The sequence below is a fragment of the Pseudarthrobacter sp. As-47 genome (assembly GCF_058215595.1).
Map to the genome: position 1 here is coordinate 3278984 of NZ_CM177088.1, position 16038 is coordinate 3295021.

A 16038-nucleotide genomic window follows, 5' to 3' on the forward strand; every position below is an offset into this window, starting at 1 on the left:
GTCACCTAGGGAAATATTTCGTCACGAAACACCGGACAGCCTTGAAGAAGCCACCCTGCTGTGCATTTGCGGCCGGTTCCGCAGGGGCCTCTTGGGGGGCCTGGGCGGGCGCGTGCGCGGCTTTTTCAAGTGGCGCGTGGGCGGCGGCTTCGCGGGCTTTTGCGACGGCGGCGTCATACCTGTCCAGCGCAATCTCGGCGAGCACCGGGGACGGCAGCAGCGGTTCGGTCACGACGTCGGCCCCGGCCTTGGCCAGCTGGTCGTGGAAGAAGCCCGGCGCCAGAAGGTAGGAGGCAATCACCACGCGCCCGCCGACGTCGACCGCCCCGGCGGACTCACCCGCCCCGGCACCGCCCTCCAGCTCCTCGCGAAGCATCGCGACGGCGTCGGGCACGGAAGGTTTGGCAGAGGCACCATAGGCGGCCACCATCCGGTTGGACCGCAGCTCCCGGAGCTGGCCCAGCAGCTCCTCGACGCTGACGGCGGCATTGGGGTTGGACGAGCCTGCCGCGGCCAGCACGATTACGTCGTTGTCCGTCACGCCGGCTTCGCGCAGCCGCTGGTCGAGCAGCGCGGCCAGGCGCGGATCAGGCCCCAGCGGCGCGGCTGCGGCACTGCCCGTCCTGCTCTTCACGGCCCGCGCGATGTCCACCTTCACGTGGTAGCCCACGCTGAGCAGCAGCGGCACCACCACGGCGGCCTCCCCCTCGGGCAGGCCCGCCACCACGTCCACCAGGTCAGGCTGCTGGACGTCCACATAGGCCTCCCGGACGTCAAGGCCGGGGCGGAGTCCGGCGATGGCGGCGCGCAGGGCGTTGACCTCCGCGGCTCCCTGTGTGTTGGACGTCCCATGGGCGCAGGCGATCATGATGGGGCTGTTCATACGGGCTAGCGTAACGTTGGAGCCGCCCTGTCCGCCCTCTTTTGAATTGCCGGGACGCTCCATGACATTCGCCTTTGACAACTCGCCGGTGTGGCTGGATCTGCTGGGCGTCTTTTTCTTTGCGGTGTCGGGGTCCCTGCTGGCGGCCCGGAAGCACATCGATATTGTCGGGTCCCTGCTGCTGGCTTCCCTGGTGGGACTCGGCGGCGGCGTGATCCGGGACATCATCCTGAACAGCGGGCCGCCCGCGGCGTTCACCAATCCGGCCTACCTGGTGCCCCCGCTCGTGGCCACGGCCCTGGTGTACTTCCTGTTCCCCAGCGTGCAGCGTTACACGTCGCTGCTGACCCTGTTCGACGCCGGCGGCCTTGCCCTGTTCTGCATGACCGGCACGCTCAAGGCGCTGGCTGCCGGCATGAACCCGGTGGCGTCGGTCCTGCTGGGGGTCACCACGGCGGTGGGCGGCGGGCTGCTGCGCGACATCACCGCCAACGAGGTTCCAGAACTTTTCAACCCCAAGGACATCTACGCGCTGCCGGCCTTCGTGGGGGCCGCGATGACCGCCGGGCTGTGGGTCCTGGGTGTCTTCAACGTGCTGACGGCGACGGCCATCGCAGCCGTGGTTTTCACTTTCCGCATCCTGGCATGGCGGCGCTCCTGGCAGGCGCCGCTGGCCGTTCACGGGTGGCACCGGCGGGGCAGCAATCCCGCGGCCTGACCACCCCATCGGCGGCGCTCCCGCGTCACTTTGCAGGGCCCGGGATTAGCTAGGATATGAAGCATGACTGACATGTTCCTCGAGAAATTCCGTGCGCTTGTTCCGAAGTATCTCGAAGACGAATGGCAGGCAGAGGACGGGCTGGATCCGGACGAGCTGGACAAGGCCCTGGCCGACCACCAATTCCAGATTCCCCTGGTGCTCCGCGAGTTCTACCTGGCCCTTGGCGGCTGCGAGGACCTGATGGAGGCGTACCACTACTTCTGGGATCCCGACGAGCTCGAGGTTGACGACGAAGGCTTCCTGATGTTCCTCGAGGACGAGGAAGAGGAATACACGTGGGGCTTCCGGGTGGGCGACCTCAGCGTCCCCGACCCCATTGTGTACCGGCGCAACAACGCCCGCGGGCAGTGGAAGTCCGAAGAAGGCACGTTCTCGGAGTTCGTGTTCGACATGTTCGAGTGGGCCTTCGAGGACGACGACAACTAGGGCTTTCCGCTCTTCCGTCTCAGCGTGGCGTCGAGTTCCTGCGATGCCCGCTGGGTTTCCCCACCTTTTGGGGTGTGCGACGGCGTGTCCTCCTCCGATGACGGCGTTTCCCCCGGTTCGCCAGCAAAACCTTGGGAATCTCAGCGGATAACCCGGCCCCGGAGGACCTGCCACACCTCCGCCATGATTCTTTCCGGGTGATGAACCACATCGGCGTACCCGTAGCGTAGTACCGCATATCCGGTGAGGGTGCTGGCGTTATTCCTGGCACGGTCCTTCTTCACCTGGCGGGGCTCAAGGTGGGTGGCGCCGTCGAGCTCGACGATCAGGAATCCTTCCAGCAGGAAGTCCACGATGCCGATGCCGGGGAGCTCCACCTGTGTCTCCGTGAAAATGCCCGCCGCGCGGAAAAGAATCCGGGCGACCACCTCGATGGGCGAATCTGCGGTCCCGTCAACGAGTTCCAGCACGCGCCTGGCTGCACCGTTCCGCTTACCGGGCAGCCGCCCCCGCAGGTAGCCGAGGGTGGTTAGTCCCTGCCGCGCTGCACTCTCCACCATAACGGCAGCTTCCATGGCCGGAAGGCAGCGCAGGCTGTGGATCAGCACGTCGGTGGTGCTCGCCACCGGTTTTGGTGAATCCGGAGGAACCAGGGACCCTCGGTGCACGACTGCGTCCGCCGGCCCACGGTGCCGGCACAGGAGGTGAACCCTCGACGGTTCCCTCAACAGCCAAAGACGGCGATGTACTGCGGCAGAAGCACAAGTCAGCAGGCCATTGCCCAGGACAGCCGCAGTCATGTCCGCCGGGGCCCCGGGCAGCGCCACCACCCCGTGCCGGAGCCGGCGGATGTCACCCAGCGCCACCGCATTGCGAATGCTCCGGTCTGTGAATCCAGCCTGCAGGAGCGTGGAGGTGCGCGCCACTGAGCCTGCGTACGTGAGGAATCGGGTGAGGTCCATGGAGCCAGCAGACCCAATCTTCGACGCGGAACGCAGTGCCGGGGAGCCCTATGTGGACAAAACTCCTGCTGAACTTCCCCGGCTTTCGAGCTGCCTTTCGGCGGGTCCCGGCAACTCGCCGGGTTTCCAACCAGTTCTCGGCAGAAAGGTGGGGAAACTCAGCGCCGACAAGTCCGTGACACCCCTAGTAAATTAGTAGTTGCATCTTGTGACAAACCTGTCATAGACTATTCACGGATCCGCTAAACGCCTCCGGCGGGTCTGATGCGAACGGAGAGACAGCCCCGGTTCACAGCAACGTATGACTCGTATCGTTGCTGCGGACCGGGGCTGTCCCGTTTAAACAATCGTTGCTCCATTGCCGCACACGCGGCGAAGCCCGGCCCCGTCATGGAGCCGGGCCTCACAGCGGTTGAGTCAGCTGGCGCGGTCCACCACAGCCAGTGCGAAGCTGGACAGCGAATCCTTGACCACACCTTCAGGCAGCGGAGCGAGCGCCTCGATAGCCTCGTCGGCCCAGCGGCGTGCCACCACCCAGGATTCGGCCGTGACGGGATGCTCGCGCAGGCCGGCGACAGCCGCAGCCAGGGCTTCGTCCGAGGACAGGTCGCCGTCAATCAGGGTCAAAAGGTCGACGGCGGACTGGTCACCATCAGCGGCCGCCTTGCGCAGCAGCAGCACGGGCAGGGTGGGAACCCCTTCACGCAGGTCCGTTCCGGGCGACTTGCCGGACTTCACCTTCACGCCGGTCACGTCGATGACGTCGTCGGCCAGCTGGAACGCGACGCCCACCTTTTCTCCGTACTCCACCAGGATGTCCTCGAAGGCCTCGTCGGCGCCGGAGAAGATGGCACCAAACTGGCCCGAAGCGGCCACCAGCGAGCCGGTCTTGTCCGCGATCACGGACAGGTAGTGCTCCACCGGATCCTCGTCGGGGCGGGGCCCCACGGTTTCGTGCAGCTGGCCCAGGCAGAGCCGCTCAAAGGTGCGGGCCTGGATGCCCAGCGCACGCCCCCCAAGCTCGGACACCAGAATTGAGGCGCGGGCGAAAATCAGGTCGCCGGTGAGGACCGCCACGGAGTTGCCCCAGACCTCGTGGGCGGTGGGTGCACCGCGGCGGAACGGGGCCGAGTCCATGACGTCATCGTGATAAAGCGTTGCGAGGTGCGTCAGTTCCACCACGACGGCGGCCTGCACCACGGCGGGCAGCGACGCGTCGCCAAGGTGTGCACAGAGCAGGGTCAGCAGCGGCCGGATGCGCTTGCCGCCGGCTTCCACCAGGTGGCGCGACGTGGCGTCAGCGAGCGGATCCGAGTTGGCGATGGCTTCGCGGAGCTTCTTCTCCACCCGGGCCAGGTTGTTGGTGATGGCCGGCCCCAGTTCGGCATCTCCGGCGATGGCCGCAAAACCCGCGGGCAGCTGCAGGCCCGTTGCGATGGCGGTGGTATTGAGGCTGGGTTCGGAGTCCGGCAGGCCGTGTCCGGCGTGCGTCCAGCTGTGGTCTGCGGGGTTGGTCACGGGTTAACCCTAACTTTTTGTTGCGGATACCGCTGATTCGAGGCCGCCAGCGTATTGGATGTGGCCGGAACCAGCGATTCCAGGACACGGATCACCCGGTCCTCAAAGCCCTTCGCGGACGGGTCCGTGAGGTTGGCCAGGAGACGGACCACGAACCGCATCAGCACCGGGATGGGCATGCCGGTGCGGAGTGCGAGCTTCATGACCGCAGGCTTCCCGATCAGCACGGCAAACGCCCGGCCAAGGGTGAAGTGGGAGCCCCACTGTTGGCGCACATAGTCCGCGTACCGCGCAAGATGCGCATCGGCGTCGTACGTTCCGCCGGCCGCCGCTGAGCGGGAGGAGGCGTCGATGATGAACTCGGCAGCGAACCGCGCGGACTCCATGGCGTAGGAGATGCCCTCGCCGTTGAACGGGGAAACCATTCCGCCGGCATCGCCCAGCAGCAGGAGGCCCGGCGAGTAGTGCGGCGTGCGGTTGAAGCCCATGGGCAGCGCCGCGCCGCGGATCTCGCCCACCTGGTTATCCGGCGTGAAGCCCCATTCGGCGGGCATGCCGGCGGTCCATTCGCGCAGGACCTGCTTGTAGTCGAGCTTGCCGAATTCCTTTGAGGAGTTCAGGATGCCCAAACCCACGTTGGAGGTGCCGTCACCCACGCCGAACACCCAGCCGTAGCCGGGGAGCAGTTTGCCGTCCCGGCCGGGGAGCTCCAGCCAGCCTTCCATCCAGTCATCGTCCGTGCGGGGCGAGGTGAAGTAGGTGCGGACGGCGACGCCAAGCGGGCGGTCGTCGCGTTTATGCATGCCGAGGGACACGGCGGTGCGCGTGGAGTTGCCGTCGGCGGCGAGGACGACGTCGGCGCTGAACTCGCGCGTCTCCCCCGTCTTGCGTCCCGACTCGTCGAGGAGCGCTGCGCGGACCCCGGTGACGCGGCCGTCGTCGTTGCGGATGGCCTCGGTGACGCTGTGCCGCTCAAGGATGGCGGCACCCGCGGATTCGGCGTGCCGGGCCAGTTCCTCGTCGAAGCCAAGCCGGGTGCGGATCAGCCCGTACTGGGGAAAGTCGGACACCTCGGGCCAGGGCAGTTCGATGGTGCGCCCGCCGGCAATCAGGCGCAGGCCCTTGTTGCGGCGCCAGCCGTCGTTCTCCGGATGCGGCAGGCCGAGCTTCTGGATCTCACGGACTGCCCGGGGAGTGAGCCCATCGCCGCACACTTTTTCGCGCGGGAAGCTCGTTTTTTCCAGGACGGTAACGTCCAGCCCGGCCCTGGCAAGGTAGTACGCGGCGGTGGACCCGGCGGGGCCGGCGCCGACAATCAGTACTTTCACAGGTCAGCGGACGATGTTGCGGCGCAGCTTGGCCACGGGGCCCTTGTGCGCGGCGATGGCGGCAGCGGCGCTGTCCGGCGTAGATTCTTCGGCTTTGAACGCGCGGTGCACGGCCACGATTCCGCCGGTGAGGTTGCGGTAGGTGACCTTTTCCCAGCCGGATTCCTGCAGCCAGGCGGCAAGGTGGTCCTGGTCCGGCCACGCGCGGATGGACTCGGCGAGGTAGACGTAGGCGTCGGGGTTGGAGGCAACCTTGGTGGCAATGGCAGGCAGGGCCCGCATGAGGTATTCGGTGTACATGGTCCGCCAGAGCGGAACCACGGGCTGCGAGAACTCCGCAATAACCAGCCGGCCGCCGGGCTTGGTGACGCGGAGCATCTCCTGCAGTGCTTTTTTGGGCTCGTTGACGTTCCGCAGGCCGAAGGAGATGGTGGTGGCGTCGAAGGAGTTGTCGGCGAACGGCAGGTTGGTGGCATCGCCGGCAACAAAGTTGATGTCCGGGCGGCGGCGCTTGCCCACCTTGAGCATTCCGAGGGAGAAGTCGCAGGCCACCACGTCTATGCCCGCATCGGCATACGGTTCGCTGGAGGTGCCGGTGCCCGCTGCCAGGTCCAGGACACGCTGGCCCTTGCTGGCCTCCATGGCATCCACCACAACCTTGCGCCAGCGGCGCGTCTGCCACAGGGACAGGACGTCATTGACGACGTCGTATTTCGGTGCGACGTCGTCAAACATCGTGGCTACTTCGTCCGGACGCTTATCCAAGGATGCTCGGTTCACCATGTCATTGTCTCAAATGTTCAGGAGCCTCCCTACCAGCCACGGCCCGGGGCCAGGAACGCCCTGGTGTCGGCTGCCACCTGCTCCGGGCACTCCCACAGGATCAGGTGGCCTGTTCCGGAATACACCTTCAGGACCGAACCGGGGATGCGGCCGGCGAGGACCTCCTCATCGCGGCGGGGCAAAAACTCGTCATCCTCCCCCCACAGGATCAGGGCGGGGACGCCGATGGGTCCGGCATCAGTGGGCGGGACGGCCTGGTACAGCCCTTCGAGTGCAGTCCGCCACACGTGCGCCGGCATCCTCATGCCGTCCCGGACACGGTCCTCCACGAACCACCCGGGAACCTGCCGGTGGAAGGTGAACCACTCCAGGGATTGCCGGACCCACCCCTCATCCAGGGGATCCCGCAGCGACTCCACTTCGTCCGCAAAGGCCGGCCTGCCGGCAAGGTTCAGGGGCGAGCCCACCAGCACCAGTGCGCTCACCCGTCCCGGATGGGCGACGGCGACCTGCTGCGCCACGTACCCGCCGCTCGAGGAACCCAGGATGGCCGCGGACTCCAGGCCCAGCGCGTCGAGGATCGCCTCGACGTCCCTGGCCTGATCGGTGAGTGAATAGCCGCCGCGGGGTTTGTCGGCTTCGCCGTGCCCACGCAGGTCGGGCGCAAGGATCTGCAAGCCCTCCAGCAGGGGTATCAGGCGGTCAAAGCTGCGCCGCGATTCTCCCCAGGCGTGCAGCAGCAGCAACGGCTGCGCGGACGGATCACCCTGTACCAGGCACGGGACCGCAATGCCGGTGCTGAGGCTGAGCCGGCGGACCTCTGAGTCCATACGCTGAGGCTACGCCGGACCTGCCGGCGGCGGTACCTCCAGGGTGCTCCCGGGCCAGTGCACGCGCGGGAGTAGTGTTGTCTCATCATGACGAGCACGTTCCGCACCCTCACAGTCCCCCTGGATGGAAAAGATTTCCCCGGGGGGCTTCCTGCGTTTTTGGTCCGGGACGATGTCCTCTGCTGGACCCGGAGGGAGGCCGGGCTGGCCGGCTTCGGCGAGATTGCACGCTTCACGGCCACCGGCCCCGAGCGGTTCCTGGAGGCAGACATCTGGTGGCGGCACCTTGTCCTTGAGGCTGACGTTGCCGATTCCGTTGAGCTCCCCGGGACGGGACCCGTGGCCTTCGGCTCCTTCGCCTTTTCCAAGACTTCCGCCCACGAGTCCCGGCTGATCGTGCCGGAGATCGCGGTGGGCGTGCGGGACGGGCAGGTCTGGCTGACCCAGCTGACGTTCGACGACGGCCCCCTCACCGGGGAGACCGCCCGCGCCGCGTTGGACCGCTGGCTGAGGAGCACTGCGGCTCCTGCGGCAATCCCGCCAGGAATCACGACGGCGGCACCGGACCCTGCCGGGGACGGCACCCTGGGCGCCGTGGCCACGAAGGGGGGCGGCGCCGTCGTACGCCCCCTCCCCCTCGCCGCCGGGGCAACCCTGCATACCGGCTCGCTGAGCGAGGAAGCCTGGATGGCGGCCGTGGAAGCGGGCGTCGCCGAGATCCGGACCGGCGCGCTGGAGAAACTGGTGCTGGCACGGGATGTAGTGGCGACCATTCCATCCGGCGTACATGCCGCAGACGTACTGCGCGAGCTTGCCGCGCGCTACCGGGAGTGCTGGACGTACGGGGTGGACGGGCTGGTGGGGGCCACGCCGGAGATGCTGATCCAGGTGGAAGGACGCACCGCCCAGGCGCGCGTGCTGGCCGGAACGCTGGACCGCCGGGACGCCCACGGCGAGGACGGCCTCCCGATGGACTACGCCACCCGGGTGCTGGCTGGCTCGGAAAAGCAGCGGCACGAGCACGAGATCGCCATCCAGTCCCTGACCACGCAGCTGGCGCCGTTCTCGGAGGCGATGAATGCGCACGACGAGCCGTTCATCCTGGAACTCCCGAACGTGTGGCACCTGGCTTCGGACGTCAAGGCGGAGCTGGCCGAAATCGAGGGCCACGTGCCCACCTGCCTGGCGCTCATCAACGCCCTGCACCCCACGGCCGCCGTCTGCGGAACCCCCACCCAGGTTGCCGGGGCCCTGATCCGGAAGCTGGAACACCTGGACCGGGGGCCGTATGCAGGCCCCGTCGGCTGGCTGGACGCAGCGGGCAACGGCGAGTGGGGCATCGCACTGCGGGGAGCGGTCATTGAATCCCCGGACACCGTCCGGCTGTATGCCGGCTGCGGAATAGTCGACGGCTCCCAGCCCGAGGCCGAGCTCGCGGAAACTTGGGCCAAGTTCCGCCCGATGCTGGAGTCCCTGGGCATCAGCAGCTAGGCAGTCCGGTATAGGAGACATGTTGTGCCCGTGCGGGCTTGCTTTCCCCTGTGATTTAGTTATCCAATAGTGAAACTTAGTTTCCTGTGATGCACATCTCATAATCGGCGCTACACTATGAACCGATTTAGTACCGCATACTCCCCGCAACAAAAGGTAAGAAAACATGCAGCTCAAGTCCCTGGCCACGGCCAAAATGACCGCCAAGGCAGCAGCAGTCTTCGCCGTCGGCGCCCTCACCCTCACGGCGTGCGGCGGCAGTTCCACTCCGGCAGCCTCCGAAGGCGGCATCCAGCTCATCAACGCCGGCAAGCTCACGGTCTGCTCGGACATCCCCTACGAGCCGTTCGAGTTCGAGAAGGACGGCGAGACGGTCGGCTTCGACGTGGACATCGCCAAGGAGCTCGCCAAGGACTTCGGCGCCGAACTGAGCATCGTTGACAGCTCCTTCGAAGCGATCGAGACCGGCACTGCCCTGACCCAGTGCGACCTGGGCATCTCCTCGATCTCCATCACGGACACCCGCAAGTCCGTCATGGACTTCTCCGCCCCGTACCTCGACGACGACCTGGCCCTGGTGGCCAGCGAGGACTCCGGCATCACCGGCCTGGAGGACGCCAAGGGCAAGAAGGTCGGCGTGCAGCAGGCCACCACCGGCGCCGACTACGCCCAGGAGCAGGGCATCGACGCGCAGCAGTTCGAGGACACCGGCCTCCTGGTGCAGGCTCTTGAGGCCGGCACCATCGACGCCGCCCTGGGCAACCAGTCCGTCCTCGGCTACGCCATCAAGGACCAGCCCAAGTTCAAGAGTGTTGAGGACTTCGCAACCGGCGAGCAGCTGGGCATCTCCATCAAGAAGGGCAACACCGCAATGCTGGAGAAGGTCAACGGCACGCTTGAGCGCCTGACCGGGGACGGTTCCCTGGAGAAATTCAAGACCACCTGGTTCGGCGAGACCGCCAAGTAGCCAGCAACCGCCAAGTAGTCGCCGTGCAGGCCTGGGGCTCCCCCGTCCCGGCCAAGCCACGGCCCTGAGAACTACGCAGCCGGGGCCCCGGACGAGCTGTACCGCAGTCCGTCCGGGGCCTCTGCCACGCACAACGAATGTGAGCAACCCATGGCAATGACCGCACGTCAGCGAGCCAGAGTAAGCCTGTATGTCCAGGCAGGAATCTTTGTGGTGGCCATCGCCGCCCTGATCCTGGCCACCGACTGGGAGACCATCGGCAACAGCGTCTTCAACTTCGGCAAGATCGGGCCCATGTTCCCGGGCATCTTCGTCACCGGCCTGACGAACACCCTGATCTACACGTTCCTCGGCTTCATCGTCGGCCTCTCCGGCGGCCTGCTGCTGGCCCTGATGAAGCTCTCCAGCTTCCCCCTGTACCGCTGGATCGCCTCCGGGTACATCGAGTTCTTCCGCGGCATCCCGGCGCTGCTGGTGTTCATCGCCTTCGGCTACGGCGTGCCCCTGGCCTTCGGCGTTTCCTGGAACATCACCGTGATCGTCATGGTTTCCCTGGGCATGGTGGCCTCGGCCTACATCGCCGAAACCCTCCGCGCAGGCCTGCAGGCCGTGCCCAAGGGCCAGCTGGAAGCCGCCCGCTCGCTGGGCATGCCCCAGTGGCGGGCCATGATCACCATCGTCATCCCCCAGGCCTTCAAGATCGTCCTGCCGCCCCTGACCAACGAGGTCATCCTGCTCACCAAGGACTCCTCGCTGATCTACGTCCTGGGCCTCACCGCCTCGCAGTACGAGCTCACCAAGTTCGGCCGCGACGGCATCTCCAGCCTCGGCGCGGGCCTTACGCCCCTTCTGGTGGCCGGCGCCTTCTACCTGGTGATCACCATCCCGCTGAGCTTCCTGGCCCGGAAGTTCGAAAGCCGCACCGCGCGGAACAATCGATAGGCAGGGAAGACCATGAACGACGTCGTAAATTCCTCCGGCAGCACCAGCACCATCCACGCCGCCGGCGTGGCCATCAAGGACCTGCGCAAGTCCTACGGTTCCAACGAGGTCCTCAAGGGCATCAGCCTGGACGTGGCGCCCGGTGAAGTGGTGTGCCTGATCGGACCGTCCGGCTCCGGCAAGTCCACCCTGCTGCGCTGCGTCAACCTGCTGGAGCAGCCCAACAAGGGCAGCATCCACGTGGGCGGCTTCGAGGCCACGGACCCCGATGTGGACATCGACAAGATGCGCCGCAAGGTGGGCATGGTGTTCCAGCAGTTCAACCTGTTCCCGCACCTGGACGCCAAGCGCAACTGCTCCATCGCCCAGACCAAGGTCCTCAAGCGTTCGCAGGCCGAGGCGGACAAGGTGTCCATGCACAACCTGGAGCGGGTGGGCCTCGGACACCTCGCGGACCGGTTCCCGGACCAGCTCTCCGGCGGCCAGCAGCAGCGCGTGGCCATCGCCCGCGCGCTCAGCATGGACCCGGAGCTGATGCTCTTCGACGAGCCCACCTCCGCGCTTGACCCCGAGACCGTGGGAGATGTCCTCTCCGTCATGCGGAACCTCGCCAAGGAGGGCATGACCATGCTGGTGGTCACCCACGAGATGGGCTTCGCCCGCGAAGTGGCGGACCGTGTGGTGTTCATGGATGGCGGCGTTGTGGTGGAGGAAGGCGCGGCCGAGCAGGTCATCTCCTCCCCCACGCAGGCCCGCACCAAAGAGTTCCTGCGCCGCGTCCTGGATCCGACGCACATCGACATCGAGGAGTAGGGCCTCTTCGCCTTCACTACGCACAGTCCCCGGCGCTACGGATTCTCCGCCGCGCCGGGGATTTTGTGCGTCACGGGGCAATCTGCGCCTCGCTTTTGAAGGAGGCGTACGACGGCGGCAGGCGCCTCCTGTGCAAGCATTTACTTCCGCGGTGGCTGGGCACACAATAGGTCCCATCACAGCCCTGGCTCAGCAGCGCGCTGCCCGTCCGGCCGCCGTCCCGCGCGGTGGCGCACCCAGGAGCGCAGAGATGAATTTCCAGGCCCCACCACCGCAGGCGGCAGTATCCGAACGCGCCGCGCGGCTGGCATCAGTACCCTCGTTCCAGCGGGTTGACTCCTTCATCCGGCGGTACCTTAACGGGGGACAGGACCAGCGCACCGTCTGCGACTTCACGTTCGGCAACCCCCACCAGATGCCGCCGGACCGCTACGTCACCACTTTGCGGGATGCCCTGGTTCCCCGTGATGACCAGTGGTTTGCCTACAAAACCAACGTCGGGACGGCGCAGGAAGCGGCCGCGCAATCCCTTGAACGGCTGCTGGATGTGCCCTTCAGGACCGAGGACATCTTCCTTACCACCGGTGGGTTCGCCGCGATCGCGCTGGCGCTCAAGACCGTGGCGGACCCCGGCGACGAGGTAATCTACAGCCTGCCGCCGTGGTTCCTGTACGAGCCGCTGATCCTCGAAGCCGGCCTGGTACCGGTGAAGGTACAGGTCCACACAGCCACGTTCGATCTGGACCTCGCCGCAATCGACGCCGCCATCACGGAGCGGACGCGGGTTGTGATCGTCAATTCTCCCAATAACCCCACCGGACGGATCTATCCCCCGGAGCTGCTGATCCGGCTCGCCGGCCTGCTGGAAACTGCGTCTGGAAGGATTGGACGGCGCATCTACCTCATCTCGGACGAGGCCTACAACCGCATTGTGTTCGACGGCGCGCGGTTCCACAGCCCGGCGGAGTACTACCCGTACACGCTGCTGGCGTACTCCTATGGCAAGACCCACCTTTCCCCCGGCCAGCGGGTGGGGTATCTGGCACTGCCGCCGTCCATGCCGCGCCGGGAGGAGATGGCGCCGGCCATCAGCGGCCTGCAGGTGGCGATGGGCTGGGTCTACCCCAATGCCCTGCTGCAGCACGCGTTACCCGAGCTGGAGAAGTTCTCCATCGACGTCGGCCAGCTGGAGCGGCGCAGGGACCGCCTGGTGGACGCGCTCGGCAGCATGGGCTACCGCATGGTGCCGCCTGAGGGCACGTTCTACCTGTTCGTCAGTACCCCCGGCCCGGACGATGACGCCTTTACCGAGTCCCTCGCCCGCCGCGGCGTCTTCGTTTTCCCGGGCACGCTGTTCGAGACGCCCGGGTTCTTCCGGATTTCCCTCACAGCCAACGAGGACATGATCGAGCGGAGCCTGCCCACCTTCGAAGCAGCGATCAAGGAAAGCAGGAAAGGAACATGAACGGACGGACGTACCCTCCGGGGGTGCCGTGCTGGATCGACACAACCCAGCCTGACATCGACGCGGCAGCAAACTTCTATGCCGGACTCTTTGCTGGACGTTCAGGGACGCAGCCCCGGGCGGCGGCGCGGACGGCTACCTGGTGGCCCAGCTGGACAGCGCGGACGTGGCAGGGATCGCCGGCGGCCGCGAAGATACAACGGCCTGGAGCACCTACATTGCCGTCGAGGACGCGGACGCCGCGGTGGACCGGCTGGTTGCTGCCGGTGCCGTGCTGAGGGCACCGGCAACGGATGCGGGAGAGGACGGCCGCAGCGCGGCCCTGGCTGATCCGGAGGGCGTGGAATTCCGCCTCTGGCAGCCGAAGCGGCAGGGCGGGGCACAGTCCGTCAACCAGCCCGGGACCTGGAACTTCAGCGACCTCCATACACGCAGCCCCGAGGACGCCGTCGGCTTCTACCAAGGAGCGTTCGGCTGGCAGGTGGACAAGGTGGGCTTCGGGGCGGACGACGCCGGCTTCGGCCTGATGGTCCGCCTGCCCGGGTATGGCGACCACCTTGAAGCGACCGTCGATCCGGAGATCAGGACACGGCAGTCCGAGTTCGCGGCTCCGCCGGGCTTCGCGGACGCCGTCGCCTGGATCGTGCCCATTGGAACCGGCCGGACGCCGCACTGGCATGTCACCTTCGCTGTCGCCGACCGGGACCGGACGGCCCTTAATGCCGAGCGTCTTGGCGGGCGGGTCCTGAGGAATGCAGACACGTGGTGGACCCGCGAGGCCCTGATCCAGGACCCGCAGGGGGCGGTCTTCACCGCCAGCCAGTTCACTCCGCCAACACGCTGACCGGCCAAGGCGCAGGGGCCTACGGCGCCAGCACTCCCCCGACGGCGGCCGCCACGGCTTCCCTGATGCGTTTATGGAGCTGCCGCAGCGAACGGCGGTCCGTGCGGACTTCAACAATGCTGCGCCCCTCGATCGGCCGCGCGAGCGCCTCGGCGAGTGCCGCCGTCGTAGTTACCGAGCAATGCCCGACGCCGTACGCTGCGGCAAGTGCCGCAATGTCCACGGAGTGCGGGGTGCCGAAAAGCCGTTCGACGGCGTCGCTGTAGGTTCCGGCCTCACGCACGGCCCCGTGTTCCAGCAGGTCGAAGATGGCCCCGCCGGCGTCGTTGAGGACGACGATCCGCAACGACGGCTGCTCCTCGCCGGAGCCGAGGAGCAGGCCGCCGACGTCGTGGAGGAAGGTGACGTCCCCCAGCAGGACTGTGGTGTCCTGCCGGCCGCCAATGGCGATGCCCGTGGCGGTGGAAATGGTGCCGTCGATCCCGGCGAGGCCGCGGTTGGCGTACACGGTGGCGGCGGGTTCCGGGGCGGGCAGGCCGGCGAGGTCCACGTCCCGGATGCCGTTGGACGAGCCCAGGAGGAGCTGCCCGCGGGCGTGCTTCCACACCAGCGAGCCCACTGCCGGACCACTCGCGGCAGCCTCTGCGGAAAGTATTCCGTCCAGGGAATGCTGGGCAGCTGATCCCGCGAGCAGCCAGGTATCCAGCCATTCCGGTGTACCGCGGCCGGCAAAGTCTGCCAGGTCGGCGAGGCTTTCCAGCGGCAGCTCGATGCGGCGGCCGGGCTCGTACCAGGCCACCGGCACGGGCTGGTAGAGGGCAGCCTGGACATCAGCCTTGGCCAGAAGCGCGGCGACGGGGCGGGACAGGGTGGGCCGTCCGAATAGGACCACGCGTTCAATCGGCATGCCCGAACCGGGACCAAAGTGCTCCAGCAGCAGCCGGTAGGGACCAACCGCGTTGGGACCGAAGCGGGCGTTGGAGGACGGCTCGGCCAGCAGCGGCAGGCCATGGGCCCGGGCGAACGCCTCGGCGACGGGCCCGGCGTCGTGCCCGGCGAGCACGACGGTGCGCCGCTCAGGCAGGTCGGCTGACGCCGGCGGCAGGTTCATGATGAGCGGCTCGGTGCCGATCCGGTAGCGCTGCCGTTCGGCCGCGGGCGGCAGCTCCTCCCCCTTTGACGGCACCAGCGGATCGCGGAACGCGAGGTTCAGCTGGACGGGGCCGGGCGGCAGGTCGGGGAACGCACCGGTGGCGGCGGACAAGCCTGTCTGGATGGCGCGCCGGGGGTCGGTGCCGGCGGCGATGTCGACGGCGAAGCGCACCTGCTCGCCGAAGAGGTCAGGCTGGACGGTGGTCTGGTTGGCGCCGGTTCCGCGGAGTTCGTCGGGGCGGTCGGCGGACAGCACCACCAGGGGAACCGCAGCGTGGTTGGCCTCCATCACTGCGGGCATCAGGTTCCCGACGGCGGTCCCGGACGTTGTCAGCACGGCGGCGGGCGATCCTGTGGCCAGGGCCAGCCCCAGTGCCGTGAACCCGGCCGAGCGCTCGTCGATCCGGACCAGCAGGTCCACCCTGCCCTCGGCGGAAGCCTCGGCAAGGGCGTACGCCATGGGGGCCGACCGGGATCCCGGCGAGACCACCACGTGCTGCACGCCGCCGTCGACCAACACCCCAACAGCGATCCGCGCCGCCGCCAATGCACTCAGCCCACCCTCGGGGCCAGGTGTGGCGCCGGAAGCTGTGTCACGAGTGGTGTCCGGGCTGGCGCCAGGCGTGGTGTCCGGGGAAGGCTCGTTCAGCGAAGTCACCAAACCAGTCTGCCACCCCCGACGCTCTCTCACTTGATGTCGGTTTTACCGGAACGCTCTATCACCTGATGCGGGGTAAACCGGAACGCTCTATCACCTGCCGCCCAACGCCGGACGAAAAGGTGATAGAGCGTTGGCCTAAAGGCCGCAGGGAGTGAGAGAGCGTTGGCGCAAAACCTGCGTTAAGTGAGAGAG

15 protein-coding genes are annotated in these 16038 nt (G+C 67.1%); 8 read left to right on the top strand and 7 right to left on the bottom strand.

Annotated features, from left to right (window positions below; translation table 11 throughout):
- Position 1: 1 nt before the first annotated feature.
- Positions 2-883 carry a sirohydrochlorin chelatase gene (locus tag AC4BCK_RS15215; protein WP_490566079.1) on the bottom strand — a complete coding sequence of 294 codons (882 nt, stop codon included), beginning with the start codon at positions 881-883 and terminating at the stop codon, positions 2-4.
- Between the two features lie 61 nt (positions 884-944).
- Here AC4BCK_RS15215 and AC4BCK_RS15220 point away from each other — a divergent pair, with 61 nt between their 5' ends.
- Both AC4BCK_RS15220 and AC4BCK_RS15225 read left to right on the top strand, forming a co-directional pair.
- A complete protein-coding gene (locus AC4BCK_RS15220) occupies positions 945-1601 on the top strand; it encodes a trimeric intracellular cation channel family protein (RefSeq protein WP_174180114.1) in 657 nt (218 codons plus the stop codon).
- Positions 1602-1664: 63 nt separating this feature from the next.
- Positions 1665-2090 carry a hypothetical protein gene (locus AC4BCK_RS15225; protein ID WP_174180116.1) on the top strand — a complete coding sequence of 142 codons (426 nt, stop codon included), beginning with the start codon at positions 1665-1667 and terminating at the stop codon, positions 2088-2090.
- A gap of 140 nt (positions 2091-2230) precedes the next feature.
- On the opposite strand, the gene AC4BCK_RS15230 is transcribed toward AC4BCK_RS15225, so the two are convergent.
- The 5 genes from AC4BCK_RS15230 to AC4BCK_RS15250 form a co-directional block, all read right to left on the bottom strand.
- On the bottom strand, positions 2231-3052 hold the full coding sequence (locus AC4BCK_RS15230; RefSeq protein ID WP_191034781.1) for an endonuclease domain-containing protein: 822 nt from the start codon (positions 3050-3052) through the stop codon (positions 2231-2233).
- Between the two features lie 417 nt (positions 3053-3469).
- The gene (locus AC4BCK_RS15235; protein ID WP_174180120.1) at positions 3470-4570 is read right to left on the bottom strand and encodes a polyprenyl synthetase family protein; all 1101 of its coding nucleotides are present in this window, start codon (positions 4568-4570) and stop codon (positions 3470-3472) included.
- Positions 4567-5898: a geranylgeranyl reductase family protein gene (locus AC4BCK_RS15240; RefSeq protein ID WP_174180122.1), complete on the bottom strand. Its 1332-nt coding sequence runs from the start codon at positions 5896-5898 to the stop codon at positions 4567-4569. Before AC4BCK_RS15240 ends, AC4BCK_RS15235 begins: the two co-directional genes overlap by 4 nt.
- Before the next feature lie 3 nt (positions 5899-5901).
- On the bottom strand, positions 5902-6678 hold the full coding sequence (locus AC4BCK_RS15245) for a demethylmenaquinone methyltransferase (RefSeq protein WP_251425281.1): 777 nt from the start codon (positions 6676-6678) through the stop codon (positions 5902-5904).
- Between the two features lie 32 nt (positions 6679-6710).
- On the bottom strand, positions 6711-7511 hold the full coding sequence (locus tag AC4BCK_RS15250; RefSeq protein WP_490566080.1) for an alpha/beta fold hydrolase: 801 nt from the start codon (positions 7509-7511) through the stop codon (positions 6711-6713).
- Positions 7512-7598: 87 nt separating this feature from the next.
- On the opposite strand from AC4BCK_RS15250, the gene AC4BCK_RS15255 reads away from it, so the two are divergent.
- From AC4BCK_RS15255 to AC4BCK_RS15280, 6 genes are all read left to right on the top strand, one after another.
- Positions 7599-9002: an isochorismate synthase gene (locus AC4BCK_RS15255; RefSeq protein ID WP_363954656.1), complete on the top strand. Its 1404-nt coding sequence runs from the start codon at positions 7599-7601 to the stop codon at positions 9000-9002.
- A 166-nt stretch (positions 9003-9168) separates the two neighbouring features.
- On the top strand, positions 9169-9969 hold the full coding sequence (locus tag AC4BCK_RS15260; RefSeq protein WP_174180129.1) for an ABC transporter substrate-binding protein: 801 nt from the start codon (positions 9169-9171) through the stop codon (positions 9967-9969).
- A gap of 150 nt (positions 9970-10119) precedes the next feature.
- Positions 10120-10911, top strand: coding sequence for an amino acid ABC transporter permease (locus AC4BCK_RS15265; protein ID WP_104184452.1), 792 nt, complete (start codon positions 10120-10122; stop codon positions 10909-10911).
- A gap of 12 nt (positions 10912-10923) precedes the next feature.
- Positions 10924-11724, top strand: coding sequence for an amino acid ABC transporter ATP-binding protein (locus tag AC4BCK_RS15270; protein ID WP_400591237.1), 801 nt, complete (start codon positions 10924-10926; stop codon positions 11722-11724).
- 250 nt (positions 11725-11974) lie between these two features.
- Positions 11975-13189, top strand: a complete 1215-nt coding sequence (locus AC4BCK_RS15275; protein ID WP_174180134.1) for an aminotransferase class I/II-fold pyridoxal phosphate-dependent enzyme — start codon at positions 11975-11977, stop codon at positions 13187-13189.
- Between the two features lie 142 nt (positions 13190-13331).
- The gene (locus tag AC4BCK_RS15280; RefSeq protein WP_490566081.1) at positions 13332-14033 is read left to right on the top strand and encodes a VOC family protein; all 702 of its coding nucleotides are present in this window, start codon (positions 13332-13334) and stop codon (positions 14031-14033) included.
- Between the two features lie 19 nt (positions 14034-14052).
- Here the strand turns inward: AC4BCK_RS15280 and menD are convergent, their stop codons facing one another.
- Positions 14053-15843 carry a 2-succinyl-5-enolpyruvyl-6-hydroxy-3-cyclohexene-1-carboxylic-acid synthase gene (gene menD, locus AC4BCK_RS15285; RefSeq protein ID WP_490566082.1) on the bottom strand — a complete coding sequence of 597 codons (1791 nt, stop codon included), beginning with the start codon at positions 15841-15843 and terminating at the stop codon, positions 14053-14055.
- Positions 15844-16038: the final 195 nt, after the last annotated feature.

Excerpts from the sequence above, each read along its gene's own strand:
- AC4BCK_RS15215 (WP_490566079.1), bottom strand. The coding sequence starts at position 883 with ATGAACAGCCCCATCATGATCGCCTGCGCCCATGGGACGTCCAACACA.
- AC4BCK_RS15270 (WP_400591237.1), top strand. The coding sequence starts at position 10,924 with ATGAACGACGTCGTAAATTCCTCCGGCAGCACCAGCACCATCCACGCC.
- AC4BCK_RS15230 (WP_191034781.1), bottom strand. The coding sequence starts at position 3,052 with ATGGACCTCACCCGATTCCTCACGTACGCAGGCTCAGTGGCGCGCACC.
- AC4BCK_RS15255 (WP_363954656.1), top strand. The coding sequence starts at position 7,599 with ATGACGAGCACGTTCCGCACCCTCACAGTCCCCCTGGATGGAAAAGAT.
- AC4BCK_RS15265 (WP_104184452.1), top strand. The coding sequence starts at position 10,120 with ATGGCAATGACCGCACGTCAGCGAGCCAGAGTAAGCCTGTATGTCCAG.
- AC4BCK_RS15250 (WP_490566080.1), bottom strand. The coding sequence starts at position 7,511 with ATGGACTCAGAGGTCCGCCGGCTCAGCCTCAGCACCGGCATTGCGGTC.
- AC4BCK_RS15260 (WP_174180129.1), top strand. The coding sequence starts at position 9,169 with ATGCAGCTCAAGTCCCTGGCCACGGCCAAAATGACCGCCAAGGCAGCA.
- AC4BCK_RS15225 (WP_174180116.1), top strand. The coding sequence starts at position 1,665 with ATGACTGACATGTTCCTCGAGAAATTCCGTGCGCTTGTTCCGAAGTAT.
- AC4BCK_RS15220 (WP_174180114.1), top strand. The coding sequence starts at position 945 with ATGACATTCGCCTTTGACAACTCGCCGGTGTGGCTGGATCTGCTGGGC.
- AC4BCK_RS15275 (WP_174180134.1), top strand. The coding sequence starts at position 11,975 with ATGAATTTCCAGGCCCCACCACCGCAGGCGGCAGTATCCGAACGCGCC.